Source organism: Micromonospora peucetia (assembly GCF_900091625.1).
In the GTDB taxonomy this organism is placed as follows: domain Bacteria; phylum Actinomycetota; class Actinomycetes; order Mycobacteriales; family Micromonosporaceae; genus Micromonospora; species Micromonospora peucetia.
This window is the reverse complement of sequence record NZ_FMIC01000002.1, coordinates 2,113,961-2,132,336: the sequence shown is the minus strand read 5'-3', so window position 1 is coordinate 2,132,336 and position 18,376 is coordinate 2,113,961. Positions and strand designations below refer to the sequence as shown.

Annotated in this window: 16 protein-coding genes; 5 read left to right on the top strand and 11 right to left on the bottom strand. The window is 71.6% G+C overall.

The genetic code is table 11. The annotated features are described in order from the left end of the window. Positions 1-3 precede the first annotated feature (3 nt). The 5 genes from GA0070608_RS09975 to ileS all read right to left on the bottom strand — a co-directional run bounded on the left by GA0070608_RS09975 (position 4) and on the right by ileS (position 5,962). Positions 4-432 carry a molybdenum cofactor biosynthesis protein MoaE gene (locus tag GA0070608_RS09975; protein ID WP_091634761.1) on the bottom strand — a complete coding sequence of 143 codons (429 nt, stop codon included), beginning with the start codon at positions 430-432 and terminating at the stop codon, positions 4-6. After that, positions 429-1,688, bottom strand: a complete 1,260-nt coding sequence (locus tag GA0070608_RS09970; protein ID WP_091625575.1) for a molybdopterin molybdotransferase MoeA — start codon at positions 1,686-1,688, stop codon at positions 429-431. Before GA0070608_RS09970 ends, GA0070608_RS09975 begins: the two co-directional genes overlap by 4 nt. Before the next feature lie 111 nt (positions 1,689-1,799). After that, positions 1,800-2,270 carry a MogA/MoaB family molybdenum cofactor biosynthesis protein gene (locus GA0070608_RS09965; RefSeq protein WP_091634758.1) on the bottom strand — a complete coding sequence of 157 codons (471 nt, stop codon included), beginning with the start codon at positions 2,268-2,270 and terminating at the stop codon, positions 1,800-1,802. Next, the gene (gene moaC / locus GA0070608_RS09960) at positions 2,267-2,758 is read right to left on the bottom strand and encodes a cyclic pyranopterin monophosphate synthase MoaC (RefSeq protein WP_091634753.1); all 492 of its coding nucleotides are present in this window, start codon (positions 2,756-2,758) and stop codon (positions 2,267-2,269) included. Before moaC ends, GA0070608_RS09965 begins: the two co-directional genes overlap by 4 nt. 81 nt (positions 2,759-2,839) lie before the next feature. Further along, complete coding sequence (ileS, locus tag GA0070608_RS09955; protein ID WP_091625570.1) at positions 2,840-5,962, bottom strand: isoleucine--tRNA ligase; 3,123 nt, start codon at positions 5,960-5,962, stop codon at positions 2,840-2,842. Between the two features lie 697 nt (positions 5,963-6,659). Here ileS and GA0070608_RS09950 point away from each other — a divergent pair. From GA0070608_RS09950 to GA0070608_RS09935, 4 genes are read left to right on the top strand one after another with little or no spacing between them, the layout of a single operon-like run. Further along, positions 6,660-9,164 carry a putative bifunctional diguanylate cyclase/phosphodiesterase gene (locus GA0070608_RS09950; RefSeq protein ID WP_411970785.1) on the top strand — a complete coding sequence of 835 codons (2,505 nt, stop codon included), beginning with the start codon at positions 6,660-6,662 and terminating at the stop codon, positions 9,162-9,164. A gap of 35 nt (positions 9,165-9,199) precedes the next feature. Next, positions 9,200-10,504 (top strand): glycosyltransferase 87 family protein, encoded by a 1,305-nt coding sequence (locus tag GA0070608_RS09945; protein WP_091625567.1) that lies wholly within the window; start codon positions 9,200-9,202, stop codon positions 10,502-10,504. A gap of 9 nt (positions 10,505-10,513) precedes the next feature. Continuing rightward, positions 10,514-11,146 carry a phosphoribosyltransferase gene (locus GA0070608_RS09940; RefSeq protein ID WP_091625563.1) on the top strand — a complete coding sequence of 211 codons (633 nt, stop codon included), beginning with the start codon at positions 10,514-10,516 and terminating at the stop codon, positions 11,144-11,146. 22 nt (positions 11,147-11,168) lie between these two features. Next, a complete protein-coding gene (locus tag GA0070608_RS09935) occupies positions 11,169-11,585 on the top strand; it encodes a TFIIB-type zinc ribbon-containing protein (RefSeq protein WP_091625559.1) in 417 nt (138 codons plus the stop codon). 77 nt (positions 11,586-11,662) lie between these two features. Here GA0070608_RS09935 and GA0070608_RS33010 read toward each other — a convergent pair whose 3' ends face one another. Both GA0070608_RS33010 and GA0070608_RS09930 read right to left on the bottom strand, forming a co-directional pair. Beyond that, complete coding sequence (locus GA0070608_RS33010; RefSeq protein WP_218107506.1) at positions 11,663-11,800, bottom strand: hypothetical protein; 138 nt, start codon at positions 11,798-11,800, stop codon at positions 11,663-11,665. 94 nt (positions 11,801-11,894) lie between these two features. Then, positions 11,895-14,597 (bottom strand): replicative DNA helicase, encoded by a 2,703-nt coding sequence (locus GA0070608_RS09930; RefSeq protein ID WP_245715751.1) that lies wholly within the window; start codon positions 14,595-14,597, stop codon positions 11,895-11,897. 378 nt (positions 14,598-14,975) lie between these two features. Here GA0070608_RS09930 and GA0070608_RS09925 point away from each other — a divergent pair, with 378 nt between their 5' ends. Continuing rightward, positions 14,976-16,325 carry a hypothetical protein gene (locus GA0070608_RS09925; protein ID WP_091625551.1) on the top strand — a complete coding sequence of 450 codons (1,350 nt, stop codon included), beginning with the start codon at positions 14,976-14,978 and terminating at the stop codon, positions 16,323-16,325. Positions 16,326-16,418: 93 nt separating this feature from the next. Here the strand turns inward: GA0070608_RS09925 and rplI are convergent, their stop codons facing one another. From rplI to rpsF, 4 genes are all read right to left on the bottom strand, one after another. Then, a complete protein-coding gene (gene rplI / locus GA0070608_RS09920) occupies positions 16,419-16,865 on the bottom strand; it encodes a 50S ribosomal protein L9 (RefSeq protein ID WP_091625548.1) in 447 nt (148 codons plus the stop codon). A gap of 14 nt (positions 16,866-16,879) precedes the next feature. Beyond that, on the bottom strand, positions 16,880-17,119 hold the full coding sequence (rpsR, locus tag GA0070608_RS09915) for a 30S ribosomal protein S18 (protein WP_007073789.1): 240 nt from the start codon (positions 17,117-17,119) through the stop codon (positions 16,880-16,882). A 41-nt stretch (positions 17,120-17,160) separates the two neighbouring features. After that, the gene (locus GA0070608_RS09910) at positions 17,161-17,706 is read right to left on the bottom strand and encodes a single-stranded DNA-binding protein (RefSeq protein ID WP_176733675.1); all 546 of its coding nucleotides are present in this window, start codon (positions 17,704-17,706) and stop codon (positions 17,161-17,163) included. An 81-nt stretch (positions 17,707-17,787) separates the two neighbouring features. Beyond that, positions 17,788-18,078 carry a 30S ribosomal protein S6 gene (rpsF, locus tag GA0070608_RS09905; protein ID WP_091625544.1) on the bottom strand — a complete coding sequence of 97 codons (291 nt, stop codon included), beginning with the start codon at positions 18,076-18,078 and terminating at the stop codon, positions 17,788-17,790. Positions 18,079-18,376 lie beyond the last annotated feature (298 nt).

The following is an 18,376-nucleotide window of genomic DNA, read 5'->3' as shown; positions in this document are numbered from 1 at the left end:
CCCTCAGGGGCAGTTCACCCACTCCTCGGTGCCGTCGGCGAAGACCTGCCGCTTCCAGATCGGCAGTCGCGCCTTGGCCTCGTCGACCAGCCGGGCGCAGGCCGCGAACGCGGCGGCCCGGTGCGCGGTGCTGACGGCCGCGACCAGGGCCACGTCGCCGATGGCGAGCGGGCCGACCCGGTGCGACACCGCGACCGCGTACACGTCCGGGTCGGCGGCGATCTCAGCCGCCACCTCGCGCAGTACCCGCTCGGCGCTCGGGTGGCCCTCGTACTCCAGGCTGGTCACCGCGCGGCCGTGGTCGTGGTCGCGGACCACCCCCTGGAACGTGACCACCGCGCCGGCCCGGCGGTCCGCGACCGCCGCCTCGTGTGCGGCGAGGTCGAGCGGCCGGTCGGTGACCTCGCCGAACGTCGTGGGCGGAGTGGTCACCACGCCCGCTCCCCGGGCAGCAGCGGCAGCGGTACGACCGGCACCCGGTCCCCCGGCTCGCCGGAGGTGTTGGGGCGGATGACGGCGAACCCGTCGGCGCCGGCCAGCCCGCGCAGCATCGCCGAGCCGACGTGCCGGACCGGGTGCGCGGTGCCGGCGGTCCGGTCCAACCGGACCAGTGCCAGGTGGGTGAACTCTCCCCGGCCGTGCACCGGCTCGGCGAGCGTGGCGTGTGGCAGCACCGGCATCGCGCGGCCCGCCAGGCCCGCCAGCAGCGGGGCGACCAGCGAAACCAGGGCGACGATGGCGGACTGCGGGTTGCCTGGCAGCCCGGCGACGAACCGGACCCGGCCGTCGGCATCGGTCAGCCGGGCCAGCAGCATCGGGAAACCGGGCCGCACCGCCACCGTGTTGACCACGTAGTCGGCGCCGAGCGCCTCCAGCGTGGGATGCAGGTGGTCGACGGGCCCGTGCATCGTGCCGCCGGTGGTGCACACGAGGTCGGCGGTGGTCAGCGCGGCGCGCAGCGCCGCCACGTGCGCTCCGAGCGTGTCCGCCACCGGTCCCACCACGTCCGACGGGTGGACCAGGCAGCCGTACCGGCGCAACCATGCCGGCACCGCCGGCCCGAGCGCGTCGCGCACCCGGCCGGCACCGGGCGGGCCGGCGGTCAACAGCTCGTCGCCGAAGACCAGCAGCGCGGCGCGGGGCTGCCGCCGCACCAGCAGGCTGTCGTGCCCGCAGGAGGCGGCCAGGCCGATCATCGCCGGGTCCACCGGCGTGCCGGCGGGGACCAGTTCCTCCCCGGCGTACGCCTCCTCGCCCGGCTCGCGCCACTCCGGCGCCGGCCGCGGCGTGCCGTCGACCAGTCCCTCCGGCGTACGGCGGGACTTCTCCACCCGCAGCACCGCCGTGCAGCCCTCCGGCACCATCGCGCCGGTGGCGATCTCGACGGTCGTCCCGTCGTCGGCCAGCGGGGCGGGGGTGCTGCCCGCCAGCACCCGCCCGACCTGTCGCCACGGCCCGGCGCCACGCACCGCCCAGCCGTCGACGCTGGAGGTGGGAAAGGCGGGCAGGTCCGTACGGGTGGTCAGCGGCTCGGCGAGGGTGTGCCCGTCGATCTCGGCGAGCGGCCGGCTGACGGCGGGCAACGCGGCGGCCAGGCCGACCGCGTACACCCGGGACCGGGCCTCTTCCCAGCCGGCCGGCGGAGGCGCGGTGACCGGCTCGGCGGCTGGTGCGGTTTCCGTGCTCACCGGCCGAGCCTAACCGTGCGCCACTACGGTGGCGAGGTTCAGCGGTTCCGCGCCCACCGACCGGTCACGGCCCCCGCCGTGACCGGTCGGCCGTCCATGCGACCGGGACGGTCAGTGGTCGCCGCCGCGTAGCTGGTCGACGGCGTGGGTGAGGATCGGCCCGAGCACGGCGAGACCGTCCCTGGCCCCGCCGGCCGACCCGGGCAGGTTGACCACCAGCATCCGGCCGACGACGCCGGCGAGCCCACGGGAGAGCGCGGCGGCGGGAACCCTGTCGCGGCTGTACGCCCGGATCGCCTCGGCGATGCCCGGAATCTCGTGGTCGAGCAGCTCCCGGGTCACCTCGGGGGTGCGGTCGGAGGGATTGATCCCCGTGCCGCCGCTGGTCAGCACGACGTCGATCCCGTCGGCCAGGGCGGCCCGCAGCGCCTCGCCCACCGGCTCGCCGTCGGGTACCAGCACCGGCCCGTCCACCTCGCAGCCGAGGTCGCGCAGGCCGGCCACGAGCAGGGGCCCGCTGGTGTCCGCGTACACGCCGGCCGCCGCCCGGTTGGAGGCCACCACCACCCGCGCCCGGATCACGGCCGGTCCTGCGGGCGGACCCACCGGCCGGTCTTGCCGCCCTCCTTGCGCAGCACCCGGACCGCGTCGACGCTGGCCGCCGGGTCGACCGCCTTGACCATGTCGACCAGCGCCAGACCGGCGACGGCCACCGCGGTCAGCGCCTCCATCTCCACGCCGGTGCGGTCCGCCGTCTTCGCGGTGGCGGTGATCTCGACGGTGTCGTCGGTGAGCGTCAGGTCGACCGTGACGCCGTGCAGGGCGATGGGATGGCAGAGCGGGATCAGGTCGGGGGTGCGCTTCGCGCCCATGATGCCGGCGAGCCGGCCGACCGCCAGCGCATCGCCCTTGGGCAGCCCGTCGCGGCGCAGCAGCTCGACGACCTCGGGCGTGGTGCGGAGCCGGCCGGCGGCGACGGCCAGGCGGCCGGTGACCGCCTTGGCGGAGACGTCGACCATGCGGGCCGCGCCCGCCGGATCCACGTGGGTTAGCTGCACGGGATCGGTCACGGTCGGTAGGTCCACATGTGTCGCTCCTCGGAGTAGTAGGAGGGGGCACCCTGGCCGCTTCCACGGCCAGGGTGCGGTACCTCAGGCGCGGCGGAGCCAGAAGGTCAGGCCCAGCGGCTCGTCGGTGAACGCTTCCGCGTCGGCCCAGGTGGGCTCGCCCTCGGCACAGTCGGTGGCGAGCACCTCCTCGGCGACGAGGTCCCGGTGCTCGGCCAGCGCCAGCGTGGTCTGCTCCCGGTGGGGCCGGTAGTGCAGCTGGATCCGGTCGGTGACCTCCAGGCCACTGTTCTTGCGTGCCTCCTGGATCAGCCGGATCGCGTCGCGGGCCACCCCGGCACGGCGCAGCTCCGGCGTGAGGTCCAGGTCCAGCGCCAGGGTCGAACCCGCCTCGCTCGCCACCGCCCAGCCCGCCCGGGGCGTCTCGGTGACCACGACCTCGTCCGGGCCGAGCGTCACCGGCTCACCGTCGACGACGATCGTGGCCGTCCCGGTCTCCCGGAAGGCGTCCCGGAGCGCTGCCGCGTCGGCTGCGGCAATGGCGGCGGCCACCTGCTGCACCGCCTTGCCGAACCGCCGGCCCAGGGTGCGGAAGTTCGCCTTGGCCGTGGTGTCCACCAGCGAGTCACCCGCGGCGTCGATCGAGACGACCGCCCCGACGTTCAGCTCGGCCGCGATCTCCGCCAACAGGTTCGGCGGCAGCTCCGCGAAGCCGGGGCCCGAGGCGAGGGCCCGGGCCAGCGGTTGGCGAACCTTCATCCCCGAGTCGGCCCGCGCGGCCCGGCCCAGCTCGACCAGCCGCCGGGCGAGGGCCATCTGCGCCGAAAGCGCCGGGTCGACCAGCGTGGGGTCTGCCGCCGGGTACGCGGCGAGGTGCACCGACGGCGCGGTGTCCGGAGTGACCGGAACGACCAGGTCCTGCCAGACCCGCTCGGTGATGAACGGAGTGAGCGGCGCCAGCAGCAACGTGAGGGTGGACAGCGTCTCGTGCAGGGTGGCGAGAGCCGCCCGGTCGCCGCGCCAGAACCGCCGCCGGCTGCGCCGCACGTACCAGTTGGACAGGTCGTCGATGAACGCGGACAGCAGTCGGCCCGCCTGGTGGGTGTCGAAGTCGGCCAGCGCGGCGTCGACCTGCTCCACCAGTATGTTCAGCTCGGAGAGCAGCCACCGGTCCAGGACCGTCCGCTCCGCGGGCGGCGGGTCGGTGGGCGACGGCGACCAGCCGGCGGTACGGCCGTAGAGCGCCTGGAAGGCAACCGTGTTCCAGTAGGTGAGCAGGACCTTGCGGACCACCTCCTGGAGCGCGGTGTGCCCGACCCGACGGGCCGACCACGGCGACCCGACCGCCGCCATGAACCAGCGGACGGCATCGGCGCCGTGCCGGTCCATCAGCGGGATCGGCTCCAGGGTGTTGCCGAGGTGCTTGGACATCTTCCGCCCGTCCTCGGCCATGATGTGCCCCAGGCAGACCACAGCCTCGTACGGCGAGCGGTCGAACACCAGCGTGCCCACCGCCATGAGGGTGTAGAACCAGCCGCGCGTCTGGTCGATGGCCTCCGAGATGAACTGTGCCGGGTAGTGCTCGGCGAACTCTTCGGCACCGCGGTACGGATAGCCGAACTGTGCGAACGGCATGGCGCCCGAGTCGTACCAGGCGTCGATGACCTCCTCGACCCGCCGGGCCGTCGTGCCGCACCGGCAGGCGAAGGTCACCTCGTCGACGAATGGCCGGTGCGGGTCGAGCCCACTCTGGTCGATGCCGGTCAACTCGCTCAGCTCGGCCAGCGAGCCGACGCAGGTGAGGTGTCCCTCCGGGCACCGCCAGATCGGCAGCGGCGTACCCCAGTAGCGCCGCCGGGACAGCGCCCAGTCGACGTTGTTGGCCAACCAGTCGCCGTACCGGCCGTGCTTGATGGTCGCCGGGTACCACGTGGTCCGCTCGTTCTCGCGCAGCAGCGCGTCGCGGATCGCGGTGGTCCGGATGTACCAGGACGGCTGGGCGTAGTAGATCAGCGCGGTGTGGCAGCGCCAGCAGTGCGGGTAGCTGTGCTCATACGGGGCCTCGCGAAACAGCAGACCCCGGACCGTCAGGTCCTCGACCAGGGGCCGGTCCGCGTCCTTGAAGAACAGCCCGCCGACCAACGGCAGATCCGGCTCGAAGCGCCCGTCCGGCCGCACCGGATTGACCATCGGTAGCCCGTACGCGCGGCTGGTGGCGAGGTCGTCCGCGCCGAACGCCGGCGCCTGGTGGACCAGCCCGGTGCCGCTGTCCGTCGTCACGTACGACGCCAGCACGACGAAGTGCGCGTCGGGCACGTCCAGCAGCGTGAACGGGGGCCGGTAGTTCCATCGCTCCATCTCCTCGCCCCGGAACGACTCCCCGGTGAGGTCCCACCCGTCGCCGAGCGCGGACGCGAGCAGCGGCTCGGCCACCACCAGTTGCTCGTCACCGTTCGTGGCCACGACGTACCGCACGTCCGGGTTCACCGCCGCGGCGACGTTTGACGGCAGCGTCCAGGGCGTCGTCGTCCACACCAGCAGTGCCGCCCGGCCGGCGAGCGGACCGGAGGTGAGCGGGAAGCGGACGTGGACCGACGGATCGACCACCGTCTCGTAGCCCTGGGCCAGCTCGTGGTCCGACAGGCCGGTCTCGTCCCGCGGGCACCACGGCGCGACCCGGAAGTCCTCCACCAGCAGACCCTTGTCGAAGATCTGCTTCAGCGACCACCAGACCGACTCGATGTACGCCGGGTCCATCGTCCGGTACGCGTCGGCCAGGTTGACCCAGTAGCCCATCCGATCGGTGAGCGCGGCGAACGCGTCCGCGTGCCGGGTCACCGACTCACGGCATTGAGCGTTGAACTCGGCGATCCCGTACTTCTCGATGTCCTGCTTGCCGGAGAAGCCCAACTCCCGCTCGACCGCCAACTCGACCGGCAGCCCGTGACAGTCCCACCCGGCCTTCCGGTCGACGTGGAAGCCCTTCATCGTCCGGTAACGGGGGAAGACGTCCTTGAAGACCCGCGCCTCGATGTGGTGGGCGCCGGGCATGCCGTTGGCCGTCGGCGGCCCCTCGTAGAACACCCACTCCGGCCGGCCGCGCGACTGCTCCAGGCTCCGCGCGAACACATCGTTTTCGCGCCAGAAACGCAGGACCTCGTGATCAAGCGCGGACAGGTCGATCTGACTCGGAACGCTACTGTACATATTTCCTCCGGCGGAACGCGTGTGGCAAGCTCCGGCGGAGGGACGAGACCTTGCGGCCCCGCGGTACCACCCTCCTTGGCCGCGTACGGCCCTCTCATTCTTTGTGCAGTCGGGTCTACTCGGCCTCGCGGCCTTTCTTCCGACGGCTCCGGGGTGATTTTCCCGCCCTGCACACCCCCGGGCTTCCACCATCCCCGGGTCGCTCACGGCTGCGTACGGCGGTACTCGTCCCCATCAACGCCTCGCCCGAGCAGTCTAGCTCAGCCGACCCCGGGGAGACCGCGCGATGGCCACCGGCCCGGGTGAGGGCTCCCCGGCGGCGCGTTTCGGGGATCCGCCGGCATCAGGACTTCGGCGGGCGCTGGCCGTTGGACCGTCCACCGGTTCATTATCTAGCGTTAACCGGAAGTCGACAGAAACACAGCGCTGAGTTCCCGCCCGAAAGCGGAAAGTCACGCCACGGGGCGCGGTTCTCATCCATTGCCCATAGTCACATATATCCCTCCATAATTGGCCGAACCGCACTTAGGCTGTCGGCATCGCGGAACACAGCCGCGCAAGGGCCAACGCGAAATCGGGGAGGGATAGCGATGTCGGCACACGAGTGGAACTGAGGATTGTGGTGGGCGCGTGACCACCGGTAATCTCGGCATGCTTAGCAGGCGAGAGCAGTCGGGATGCGGTGACACGACTGAACGTGGGCAAGACAGAGGCCGAGCGGCGGCTAACGCTGCACGTCGGCCTCGTCTGCGTTGTGGCCGCTGTCGCGGCCGTCCTGTGCTTCCGCGACCTGACACAGCTGAATTGGTCCCGTAACCACCTGACACTCTCGCTCACCCTGACCTTCCTGGCCTTCCTCGCCATGACGATCAAGTGGCGGATCCGGATTCGCGCGACGGTGCACGCGATCTCCTGGAGTGAGACGGCAATCATCCTGAGCCTGGCGGTCGCGCCGACTCCGCTGGTCATTCTGACCACCGGGATCGGGGTGGCGATAGCCCAGTCCCTCGCCAAGCTCCCGCCATTGAAGGCCGCCTTCGGAGTGGCCAAGACCATGCTGCTGGCGGTGGGCGGCGGGGCAGCCCTCCACCTGGCCGGCGGGTCGCCACCGTTCACCGACCTCTGGCAGGCCATCGGCCCGATCGGGGTCGCCTACGCCCTCACCGTGGTCCTCGACGAGGTGTTGACCCTCCCGGTCATCGCGCTCGCCACCGGCACCCGGCTCAGGCAACTCTTCCGCGAGGACCTCGGGCTGCGCCTGACGAGCGCGCTGGCGCGCTTCGTCCTCATCGTCACCACGCTGTTCATCCTGCGGGCGGATCCCCGGCTCCTGCTGGCGGTGCCACCCCTCGTACTCAGCCTCCACCTGCTCTACTCCAACCGGGTCAAGGCCCGCACCGAGCAGCAGGCGTGGCAACGGCTGGCCCGCACCACCGACGCGCTCAACGTGGTCGACCTGGACAAGGTCCTCACCACCGCGGTCACCCAGGCCGCCGAGCTGTTCTCCGCCGACGAGGTGGAGATCGAGCTGCGCGGCGGCGGCCGGACCGTCCGCGGTGGCGCGGTCGCCATCACGTACGACGGGCCGGCCGGCGAGCCGACCTCGGTGGACGGCACGGTGGTCCCCGCCGCCCTGGAGGGACACGACCGGACGGTCGACGTGGGCATGCTGCGACTGCGGTTCCGCGGGCCCGTGCAGCTCTCCGAGCGGGAGCAGTACACGCTGCGCACCTTCGCCTCGGCACTGTGCACGGCGGTCCGCAACGCACAGGCGTACGCCGAACTGGCCCGGGTCGCCGACGAGCACGCGTACGCCGCCACCCACGACGCGCTGACCGGGCTGGCCAACCGCCGGCACCTGCTCGACCAGGGCACCGAGCACCTCGACACCCGGCACGCCGACGGGGTGACCGCGCTGGTGCTGATCGACCTCAACCACTTCAAGGAGGTCAACGACACGCTCGGGCACGCCGCCGGGGACCAGGTCCTGGTGCAGGTCGCCGAGCGGCTGCGCGACGCCGCCCAGGACGGTGACCTGGTGGCCCGGCTCGGCGGCGACGAGTTCGCCGTACTCCTGCGGGGTCTGCCGGCCCCGGCGGTGGCCGCGCACCGCGCGGAGGCCCTGCTCGCCACGCTGCACGAGCCGTTCGACCTCGACGGCATGCGGATCAGCGTCGAGGCGAGCGGCGGGATCGCCGCCGCACCCGCCACCGGCGGCCTGCCGGAGCTGCTGCGCCGCGCCGACGTGGCGATGTACCAGGCCAAGCGGGCCGGGCAACGGATCTCGACGTACGCCCCGACCCGGGACACCGCCGACCTCGGCCGGCTCACCCTCGGCGGCGAACTGCCGCGCGCCGTCGCCGACCACGAGTTCACCGTCAACTTCCAGCCCATCGTCGAGCTGGGCACCGGCCGGGTCACCGGGGCGGAGGCCCTGGCCCGCTGGCACCACCCGACCCACGGGATGATCGACCCGCTGCGCTTCCTGGAGGCGGTGGAGCGCTCGGGCCTGCTCCCGGCCTTCGCCGAGGCGATTCTCGACCAGGCTCTGATCGCGGCGGGCAGCTGGCGGGACGCCGGCTTCGACGTGCCGGTGGCGGTCAACGTGTCGCCCCGCAGCCTGCTCGACGCCCGCTTCCCGGGCTCCGTGCTGGCCCGGCTGCGGGCACACGACCTGCCCCCCGACCGCCTGGTGCTGGAGCTGACCGAGACGCTCACGCTCAGCCAGCTCGACGTGGTCGACCGGGTGCTCAGCAGGCTGCGGGACGAGGGGATCCGGCTGGCCCTCGACGACTTCGGCACCGGCTACTCCTCCCTGTCGTTGCTCTCCCGCATCCCCGTGCACGAGCTGAAGATCGACCGCAGTTTCGTGACCGCCATGGAAAGTTCCGCCGAGGCCGCCGCCGTCATCCGCTCCACCCTCGACCTGGGCCGCAGCCTCGGGCTCGACGTGGTGGCCGAGGGCGTGGAGAGCGAGCCGCAGCGGCGGGCCCTCTGGGAGCTGGGCTGCACCGCGGGCCAGGGCCATCTCTTCGCCCGACCGATGCCCGCCGGCACCCTCCTCGCCGCGTTCCGGCGTGGTTCCGGCGGCAGCCCCGGCACGCTCGCGCCTCCGCTGCACGACGCCGGGGCCGTGATCCGGCTCGCCCCGGGCCGCCGGCAGGGCGGGCGCGGGCGCAACGACCGACACCTGCCCGCCTGACGCGCCGACGCGCACCTGGTGCCAGACTGGCCCGCGTGACCGCCGCCCCGACCGCCCGCCGCCGCGGCTGGCAGTCCCTCCACTCCGCCGCCGGCGGCCTCGCCCTCGACCTCGGCCTGTACGCCGTGTCGGCGGTGTTCGCCGCGATCACCGCCGCCACGTCCACCCTGGTCCCGCACCGGGCCTGGGGTGGCGTCGCCGCGGTCGGATACCTCATCGCCGCCCTCGCGGCGACCGGTCAGCTCCTGCTGCGCCGGCGCGAGCCCGGATCGCCGCTGGCCGGGCTGCGGGCCCGCTGGGCGGTCACCGGATTCGCCTGGTTCACCACCGCCCTGCTGCCGCTGGCCTGGCAGAGCATCCAACGGGCCGGCGGACGCACCGACCGGGCCCAGGAGGAGGTGCTGGTCGTCGAGGAGTCCGGCCGGCGGCTGGTCGACACCGGCACGCCGTACCTCGGACACGACGCGATCGCCGCCCTGCCGCCCGGCGAGCAACTGCTCGGCTACACCCCGTACCAGCCGGGAATGGCACTGTTCGGGCTGCCCCGGGCTGCCGTCGACACCTGGTGGACCGACGCCCGCGTCTGGTTCGCCGTCGGCACCGCGCTGGCACTCGCCCTGGCGGTCCACGCCCTCGTCCGGGGCGGCCACCGGCGGGCCGGCGACCACACCGGGGCCGCCGTACTGCGGGGCGTACAGGCCGCCACCGTCCTCCCGGTCTGCGCGCTCACCCTGGCCACCGGCGGCGACGACCTGCCCGTACTCGCGCTCTGCCTGCTCGCTCTCGCCCTCGCCGCCGCCGGCCGGCCGGGCCGGGCCGGCCTCGCCGTCGGCCTGGCCGGGGCACTGAAACTCTTCGCCTGGCCGGTCGCCCTCGTGCTGATCATCTGGGGCATGACCCGGCGGTCCGGCCTGCGGGTCGCCGCGGGCGCGCTCGGCCTGCCCGCCGCCGCCCTGCTGCCGGCCCTGCTCGTCGACCGTGACGCACTGGTCGAGAACGTGCTCCGCTTCCCGCTCGGGCACGGCCTGGTGACCAGCCCCGCGCAGTCGCCGTTTCCCGGCCACCTGATCGCCACCGCCCTGCCCGCCGGCCGCGCCGTCGCTGCCGCGCTGCTGCTCGCCGCCGGGCTGGCGATCGCCGTCCGGCTCGCCCGCCGCCCGCCCCGCACCGCCGTCGCCGCCGCCCTGATCTGCGGGTACGGGCTGCTCGCCGCGATCTTGCTGATGCCCACCACCCGCTTCGGTTATCTCCTCTACCCGCTCGCGCTCCTGGTCTGGGCGCCCGCCCTGCACCCGCCGGTTTCCGCGAACTGGCGGGCGGAGGCCGGCGACACGGCGTAGACCTGAGACATGACCACCTACCGCGACCGCGAGGAGGCGGGCCGGACGCTCGCCGACCGGCTCACCGCGCTCATCGGTGAACCAGACGTCATCGTGCTCGGGCTGGTACGCGGCGGCGTGCCGGTGGCCCGGGTGGTCGCCGAGCGCCTCGGCGCACCCCTGGACGTGCTGGTCGTCCGGAAACTCGGCATGCCGTGGGCGCCCGAGGTGGCCTTCGGCGCGCTCGGCCCCGGCGGCGTGCAGGTGCTCAACGACGCGGTGGCCGGCCGGCTCGGCGCGGACGACATCGCCGAGGTGCGCCGCCGGGAGCAGGCCGAGCTGGAACGGCGCGAGCGGCTCTACCGCGCCGGCCGGCCGCCCCTCGACCTGACCGGCCGCACCACCGTGATCGTCGACGACGGCCTGGCCACCGGGGCCACCGCCCGCGCCGCCGTCCAGGTCGCCCGCCACCTCGGCGCCCGCCGGGTCGTGCTCGCCGTCCCGGTCGGTTCCCAGGAGGCGTACGAGATGCTGGCCGCCGAGGCCGACCAGGTCATTTGCGCCCAGCGCCCGCCGGAGTTCATGGCGGTGAGCGCCTACTACGAGGACTTCCACGAGGTCCCCGACGAAGAAGTCGCGGAAGCGCTGACAGCAACCGCGTGATCCGACCGGGTACGGTCGGAGGATGAGCATGACTTGTCCCAAGTGTCACGGAGAAATGCGCCAGTACGAGCGCAGCGGCGTCGTCATCGACCAGTGCGGCGAGTGCCGGGGAATCTTCCTCGACCGCGGCGAGCTGGAGAAGCTGTTCGAGGCCGAGGCCAACTGGAGCCGTCAGCAGGGCGCGACGCCCCCGGCGCAGCCCGCCCACCAGCAGGGCGGCTACCCCAGCCAGCCGAGCCACCAGCAGGGCGGTTACGCGCCCCCGCCGCCCCCGCCTGCCCCGCACCAGCCGGGTTACGGTGCCGTCCCGCCGCCGCCCCCGCCGGCGCACGGCTACCCGCCGGCCCCCGCGTACGGGCACAGCCAGCAGCACCACGGCTACCACGGGCACTACAAGCGCAAGAAGCACAAGGGCTTCCTGGACGAGATGTTCGGCTGAGCCACTCCGTCGACCGGGCCGGCGCCTCGACCGGCCCGGTCACCCGTGGTCCGCCCGGGTGCCGCAGCGCCGCTCACCTACGGCCGGCGCGCGAATCCGAGGGCAGCCCGTTCGTACGGTGCTTCGTCCAGGAAGTCACGTACCTGGTCCGCGTAGCTCTCGGCGACGGTGTCGTAGGAGACGCGGACATCGGCCAGCCAGTCTTCGGTGTCCACGCCGGAACACCGTAGTGCAGTGATCAGACGTTGAGCGTCCCTGAGCCGACGCGTCCCGCGCGGCCTCCCGCGCCCGTGCCCCTGTCTGCTGCCGCTACCCGATGGCCATGTCGACGAAGCGCGACAGGTGCAGCTGCGCCGCCACCGTCACGGTGTCGGTCGGGCCGTTTCTGTGCTTGGCGACAATGAAGTCCGCCTCGCCGGCCCGTGGCGACTCCTTGTCGTAGTAGTCATCACGGTGCAGCAGGATCACCACGTCGGCATCCTGTTCAATCGAGTTGTGGGTGGCGATGCCGTTGGCGATGAAGTTGTGGGTACCGAGGACGGTGGCGTCGAAGACGTCACGCTCGCCGATCGACTCGATCGACACGATCTCGTCCCAGAAGATGTCGTTCGTGGCATGCAGGTCGAGATCGGCCGTGTCGAGAACCGAAGCGATCTTCGCGAGCCTGGATCTACTGGGTGCGCGCTTCCAGAGGGTGCTGCCACAGAACTGAGAATCGATCGCCGCCGCGAACTCACGGTGGGTCATACCTTTCTCCGCGAGGATCTCCCGGACCCGGCTCCACACCTCGCGCGGCACCGTGTCGACGTTGGTGTTGCTCTCCATCGCCGAGAGGGATTCGAGCAGGTCGGCGCAGTTGCGTGCCCTGTCGCCGTGCACGCCGACCTCCCGGAGAAACCGCAACTGGTCATCCCGCCCGGAGATGTCGAGGGTGTACTGGGGTCGGTGACGTTCGACAGGCACCGCCCTGAGGCGGGCGGTGATGCCGTACCTCAGCATCAGACGGGAGATGTCCTCAAGCATCCGGCGGCTCGTTGACGAGAAGTAGACGCGGCCACCACGACCCGACTTGTTCACGCTCACCGAGCCGTCCGTCGCCCACAGGTGCCGGAGGAAAAGAGTGATCTGTTCCTTCGGCATATTGAAGACCGATGCCGGAATGAACTTCTCGTGCGACCGCAGACCAAACAGCCCTAGACCGTCCAACCACTCGGCGACCGGGTTACGCCGGCCACGAGCGAGACGGTAGGGGGCGGGAAGCCGCAGGGTTGTGACCCTGGCCGCCTCGTAGTCGTCACGGATGGCAGTGATGCCGAAATGCTTGGCTGCCTCCGCGACGGCCTGAAGGTTGTGCTCGTCGCAGCTGGCGTACCGAATCGGCTGACGGCGTACGAACGAGCCATCGCCCAGGAGGTGTGCCAGCAAGACCACCTCGGCCTCCGCCCACGGCTGGATCGCGAGTGGAGGAGGTACGTGCCGGGGTGTGGCGAGACGCGTCCCCTCCGTCAACTCCCCGAGCGGCACCCATCCCGCAAAGGTGAGGAAGGGGTGGTTCGCCGTCGCGTCGATCTGCTTTCCCGACGCCAACGTCATACGGAACACTTCCCGGTTGCCGCTCGGGAAGACATGCGTCATCGTCCGCGGCGTGTAGCGAAGGCTCTCGTCCAGTGCCCAGACCGGAACGTCCTTGGCTTCCCCCGCCATAAGCTCGCCGAGGGTGACCTCGGAGTTGTTGTCGGCCCGGACCAGCCGGGTTTCCGCCGTCAGGCAACCGGACTCACGGAGGTCGGACAACTGAGGCCGCTTGTCAGTACGTTGCTCCGGGCCACGGTTCAGCTGGCTCACCGCGATCACCGGGCACTCGACCTCCTTGGCGAGCAGCTTCAGGCCACGGGAAAGGTCCGCGACCTCCTGCTGCCGGCTCTCGGTGCGCTTCGGGGAGGTCATCAGCTGGAGGTAGTCGACCACGATCATCTTGAGGTCGTGCCGCTGCTTGAGCCGGCGCGCCTTGGCCCGGATCTCCATCAGGTTCATGCTCGGTGTGTCGTCGACGAAGAGCGGCGCCTCGCTGATCTCGCCCATACAGCGGGCGAGCTTGGTCCAGTCGTCGTCGGAGAGCTGGCCGCTGCGCAGGACGTGCAGCGGCACGCGCGCCTCGGCCGAGAGCAGTCGCATGACGATCTCGACCTTGCTCATTTCCAGCGAGAAGATCGCCGCCGCCTGATTGGCACGAATGGCGGCATTTCGGGCAAAGTCCATACTTGCAGTCGATTTGCCCAAACCAGGCCTTCCCGCAACGATCACGAGCTGCCCCGCGTGCAGGCCGTTGAGCAGGCGGTCCAGGTCGGTGAAGCCGGTGGGGACGCCGGTCATCATGCCGCCCTGGGCACCCACCGCCTCGATCTCGTCCAGCGTCGGCTGGAGCATGTCGGCGAGCACGGCGAAGTCCTCGCTGACACGGCGCTCGGTGATGTCGTAGACCGCCTGCTGGGCGAGGTCGACGACGTCGTCGACGTCGCGACTGCCGCCCTGAGCCGTGCCGTAGCCCAGCTGCACGATCTTGGTGCCGGCCTCGACCAGACGCCGCAGTACCGCCCGCTCGCTGACGATACGGGCGTAGTAGGCCGCGTTCGCGGCGGTCGGCACGCTGGCGATCAGCGTGTGCAGGTAGGGGGCGCCGCCGATCCGGACGAGATCGCCGGAGTTGGCCAGGGCCGCCGCCACGGTGATGGAGTCGGCCGGCTCGCCCCGGCCGTAGATATCCAGGATGGTGTCGAAGATGGTGGCGTGCACCGGCCGGTAGAAGTCGGTGGTCTTGAGGATCTCCACGACGTCGGCGACGGCGTCCTTGGACAGCAGCATGCCGCCGAGGACGCACTGCTCGGCGGCGATGTCCTGCGGCGGGGTCTTGTCGAACTGGCCGTCGCGCTGCGGGGGCGCGGACGACTGCCCCCCGCCCGGCCGCGAGTCCGCCCGCCTGTCGTCGGTGACCGACACGGGTCCCCCCTCCACTGCGTCGGATCCGGATTCAGCCCTATCGCCGGGGTACGACAACCTCGACCTGCCGGTCGATCGGGGGTCATCGCGCGGCCGGTCGGGGGCCCACCATACGGAACCCGAGGTCAGCCCCTCAACCACATCGGTGGACGAGCCTCGGGACAACCTGTGGACGCCGGTGGACGAACATGTGTGCAGGGTGTGCACAGCCTGTGGACAACACCTGGGGAATTCCCCAGAGCAGGCCCGTGAACTGCGGAAACGTTATCCACAGCCTGTGGATGGAAAGTTTTCGGTCAAACTGCGGGGTCGAACGTCCCGTACTATCTCCAGCGAACGGCTACACCTGGACAGCGGATTGCGCCATCGGTTGAGAAGGGTCACGCTCCCGCCGTGAGTAACCGGGACTGGGGACGCGGAGAGGACGGTCCGCGCGAGCGACGGCCGGTCGTCCCCTGGGGCGATCCCGCCGACCCGACCCGGGTCGACCCCGACGAGCGTTCCCCCGACCGGCACCGCACGCCGAGTCGACGCCGGGCCGTCGAGCGCGGCCAGCCCGAGCCGGTCGACAGCTACCTGCCGCGTTGGGCGCTGGAGTCGGGAGTACGCAGCGCGGACGGTGGCGGCCGGCACGCCGCGCCCGACGACGAGGTGCAGATCGACTCCGACCGGCCACGTCCCGGCGGCGCCGGGCGGACCACCGGGACCACCAGCAGTTGGCGCCGGGTCAGCGAGACGAGCTGGCGGGAGTCCTCCGCGGTGGGCGCGGCCCCGCGGTCGGAGCACACCGGGGAGTGGACGTTCGACCACACCCGGGAACAGCAGGGATACGCCGGGCGGCGGCGGGCCGAGAACGATCCCGTCTCGGGGGCGCCACCGCCGAGCCTGCCGAGGCGCTCGCCGGCCCACCACCCGCAGGCCGTCTGGTCCGGCCTGACGGAGGCGGACGCGTCCGAGCGCGTACCGGAGGAAGAGGCCGGGCGGCCTGCCCGCCGGGGGCGGCGGCTGCCGGCGGAACGACCCGCCGTCGATCCCTGGGACGGGGAGCCGCGTACGTCCGAGCCCTCCCGGCCTCCGGCCGTGGACGCGTGGGACGCGTCGGGTGTGCAGGCATGGCGCCCCGCCGGCGAGGTGGACCGCTGGGACCATGCCGGTCCCGCCGGCTGGTGGGACCGGACCGACGGCACCGGCCAGTGGCACCAGCCCGACGACAGTGGCCAGTGGGAGCGACACTCCGACGACAGCGGGTGGTGGAACCAGATCGTGCCGCCTCCCGCGCCACGTCAGCGGATGGCGGAGCCGGTCGGTGCCGCGACGGCAGCGACCGTACGCCGTCGGGCCGCGACCGCAGGGGCAGGGGCCCGTCGTATCGAGGATGACCTGCTCGATCCCGATCCGGGTGGGCCGTGGCGGCCACTGCTCTACACCCTTGCCTGCTATCTGGTGCCGGCAGTGTTGATCTTCGTCTGGTTGCTGACCCTGGACGGGCAGGTGCCGGCGGGGTGCGTCACGGACATTAGCGGAGGGGGTTGCGACTCGTCCCGGTCGCGGGCGTCGGGCTCGCTGGCGTCCGGCCTGCCACGCTTCGGGCTGGCGCTGGCCAGCAGCCTGGTCGTGGCGCTGCTGTTGCGTCGGGTCGGGACGATGTGGCGTTCGGTCAGCGTGGCGCTGGCGGCGGCCGTGGTCGGTGGCGGCCTCTCGACGGTGCTGATCAGTGTCGTCACCGGCCAGCCGATCGGCTGATTCGGTGCCGCCCCTGAGGGCCGGCGTCGACCGGGCAGCGAACAGGGCCCGCACCGGTCGGTGCGGGCCCTGTCGTGGTGCTGGGGTGAGGTGTCAGCCCTGGACGACGTTGAGGTCGAACTTGGCGGTCACCTCGGGGTGCAGCTTGATCCGCACCGGGTAGGAACCGGTCGACTTGATGGCGCCGGTCAGCTCCAGCCGACGACGGTCGAGGGCCGGACCACCGGCGGCCTTGACGGCTTCGACGATCTCGGTCGGGGTGACCGAGCCGAAGAGCCGACCACCGTCGCCGGCGCGGGCCTTCAGGTTGATCTTGAGGCCCTCAAGCTGGCCCTTGACCTCGTTGGCGTGGCCGAGGTCGCGGATCTCACGGGCCGAGCGGGCCCGCTTGATGACCGTGACCTGCTTCTCCGCACCCTTGGTCCAGGTGATCGCGAAGCCCTGCGGCAGCAGGTAGTTACGGCCGTAGCCGTTCTTGACCTCGACGATGTCACCCGGGGCACCGAGGCCGGACACCTCCTGAGTCAGGATGATCTTCATATCGGTGCCTCCTCTCAGCGGGCCGTGGCCGTGTACGGCAGGAGCGCCATCTCGCGGGCGTTCTTGACCGCACGGGCGATCTGCCGCTGCTGCTGCGAGGTCACGCCGGTCACCCGCCGAGCGCGGATCTTGCCGCGGTCGGAGATGAACTTGCGCAGCAGCGCGGTGTCCTTGTAATCGATGTAGGTGATCCCGTCCTTGTCTAGCGGGTTCACCTTCTTCTTCGGTTTGCGAAGTGCAGCGGCCTTGGCCATTGCTCGTGCTCCTGGTTTGCGATCGCGGGCGCTCGGCGCCATTAGAACGGGGGCTCCTCGTCAAAGTTGCCGCCACCCGAACCACCGCGCGAGGGTGCTGCCGGTGCAGCCGAGGCCCAGGGGTCGTCGAAGTTGCCTCCGCCGCCGCCCTGGCTGCCTCCACCACCACCGCCGCCACCGAAGCCGCCGCCGCCACCGCCGGAGCGGGACATCTTCTGCACCTTCGCCGTGGCGTAGCGCAGCGACGGGCCGATCTCGTCGACCTCAAGCTCGATGACGGTGCGCTTCTCGCCCTCGCGCGTCTCGTACGACCGCTGACGCAGCCGGCCCGAGACGATCACGCGGGCGCCCCGCTGGAGCGACTCGGCGACGTGCTCCGCCGCCTGCCGCCACACGGTGCACGCCAGGAAGAGCGGCTCGCCGTCCTTCCACTCGCCGGAGGCCTTGTCCATGAATCGGGGCGTCGAAGCGACCCGGAACTTGGCGACCGCCGCACCGGACGGGGTGAACCGCAACTCGGGGTCATCGGTCAGGTTGCCGATGACCGTGATGGTGGTGTCTCCTGCCATGACCATCTCCTCGCGCACTCATCAGTTCTGCCGTACAGGCTCTCAGAGCCCTCCGACAGGACCGATGAGGCTGATCCGGGTGAATCGGGGATTGAATGCTTAGCGCATCTCCGGCCGGATGACCTTGGTGCGCAGCACGGACTCGTTGAGCCGCAGCTGACGCTCAAGCTCGGCCACCGCTGCGGGCGTCGCCTGCAGGTCGATGACGGCGTAGATGCCTTCGGCCTTCTTGTTGATCTCGTACGCGAGGCGCCTACGGCCCCACACGTCGGTCTTCTCCACCGAGCCACCCGCAGTCCGGATCACGTTCAGGTACGTGTCGAGCGACGGTGCGACGGTGCGTTCCTCGAGGCTGGAGTCGAGGATCACCATGATTTCGTAATGACGCAAGACGTGCTCACCTCCTGTGGGCTAAGCGGCCACGGTCCTTCCGTGGCAGGAGGTCGTGCGTCGTGGCCCACGCCGGTTCCGGGGGAACCCGGCCGGACGCGGACAACCTGACCAGGATACCCGGTCCGGACGATCATGTTCGGGGTGGTCGGCGGGACCCTTCCCACCGGGCCAGAGCGACGGGGGCCCGCGTCGACTTCGGTGTCGATGCGAGCCCCCGTACACGAGGCCGCGGGGCGTCCCGTCCGCATTCCTTGGGTGGGACCTGGGGAGGAACGACCACACCGATGAGGTTGGA

Coding starts and splice junctions, on each gene's coding strand:
- rpsR (WP_007073789.1), bottom strand. CDS start 17,119: ATGGCCAAGGCCGCTGCACTTCGCAAACCGAAGAAGAAGGTGAACCCG.
- GA0070608_RS09940 (WP_091625563.1), top strand. CDS start 10,514: ATGACCACCTACCGCGACCGCGAGGAGGCGGGCCGGACGCTCGCCGAC.
- GA0070608_RS09935 (WP_091625559.1), top strand. CDS start 11,169: ATGAGCATGACTTGTCCCAAGTGTCACGGAGAAATGCGCCAGTACGAG.
- ileS (WP_091625570.1), bottom strand. CDS start 5,962: ATGTACAGTAGCGTTCCGAGTCAGATCGACCTGTCCGCGCTTGATCAC.
- rplI (WP_091625548.1), bottom strand. CDS start 16,865: ATGAAGATCATCCTGACTCAGGAGGTGTCCGGCCTCGGTGCCCCGGGT.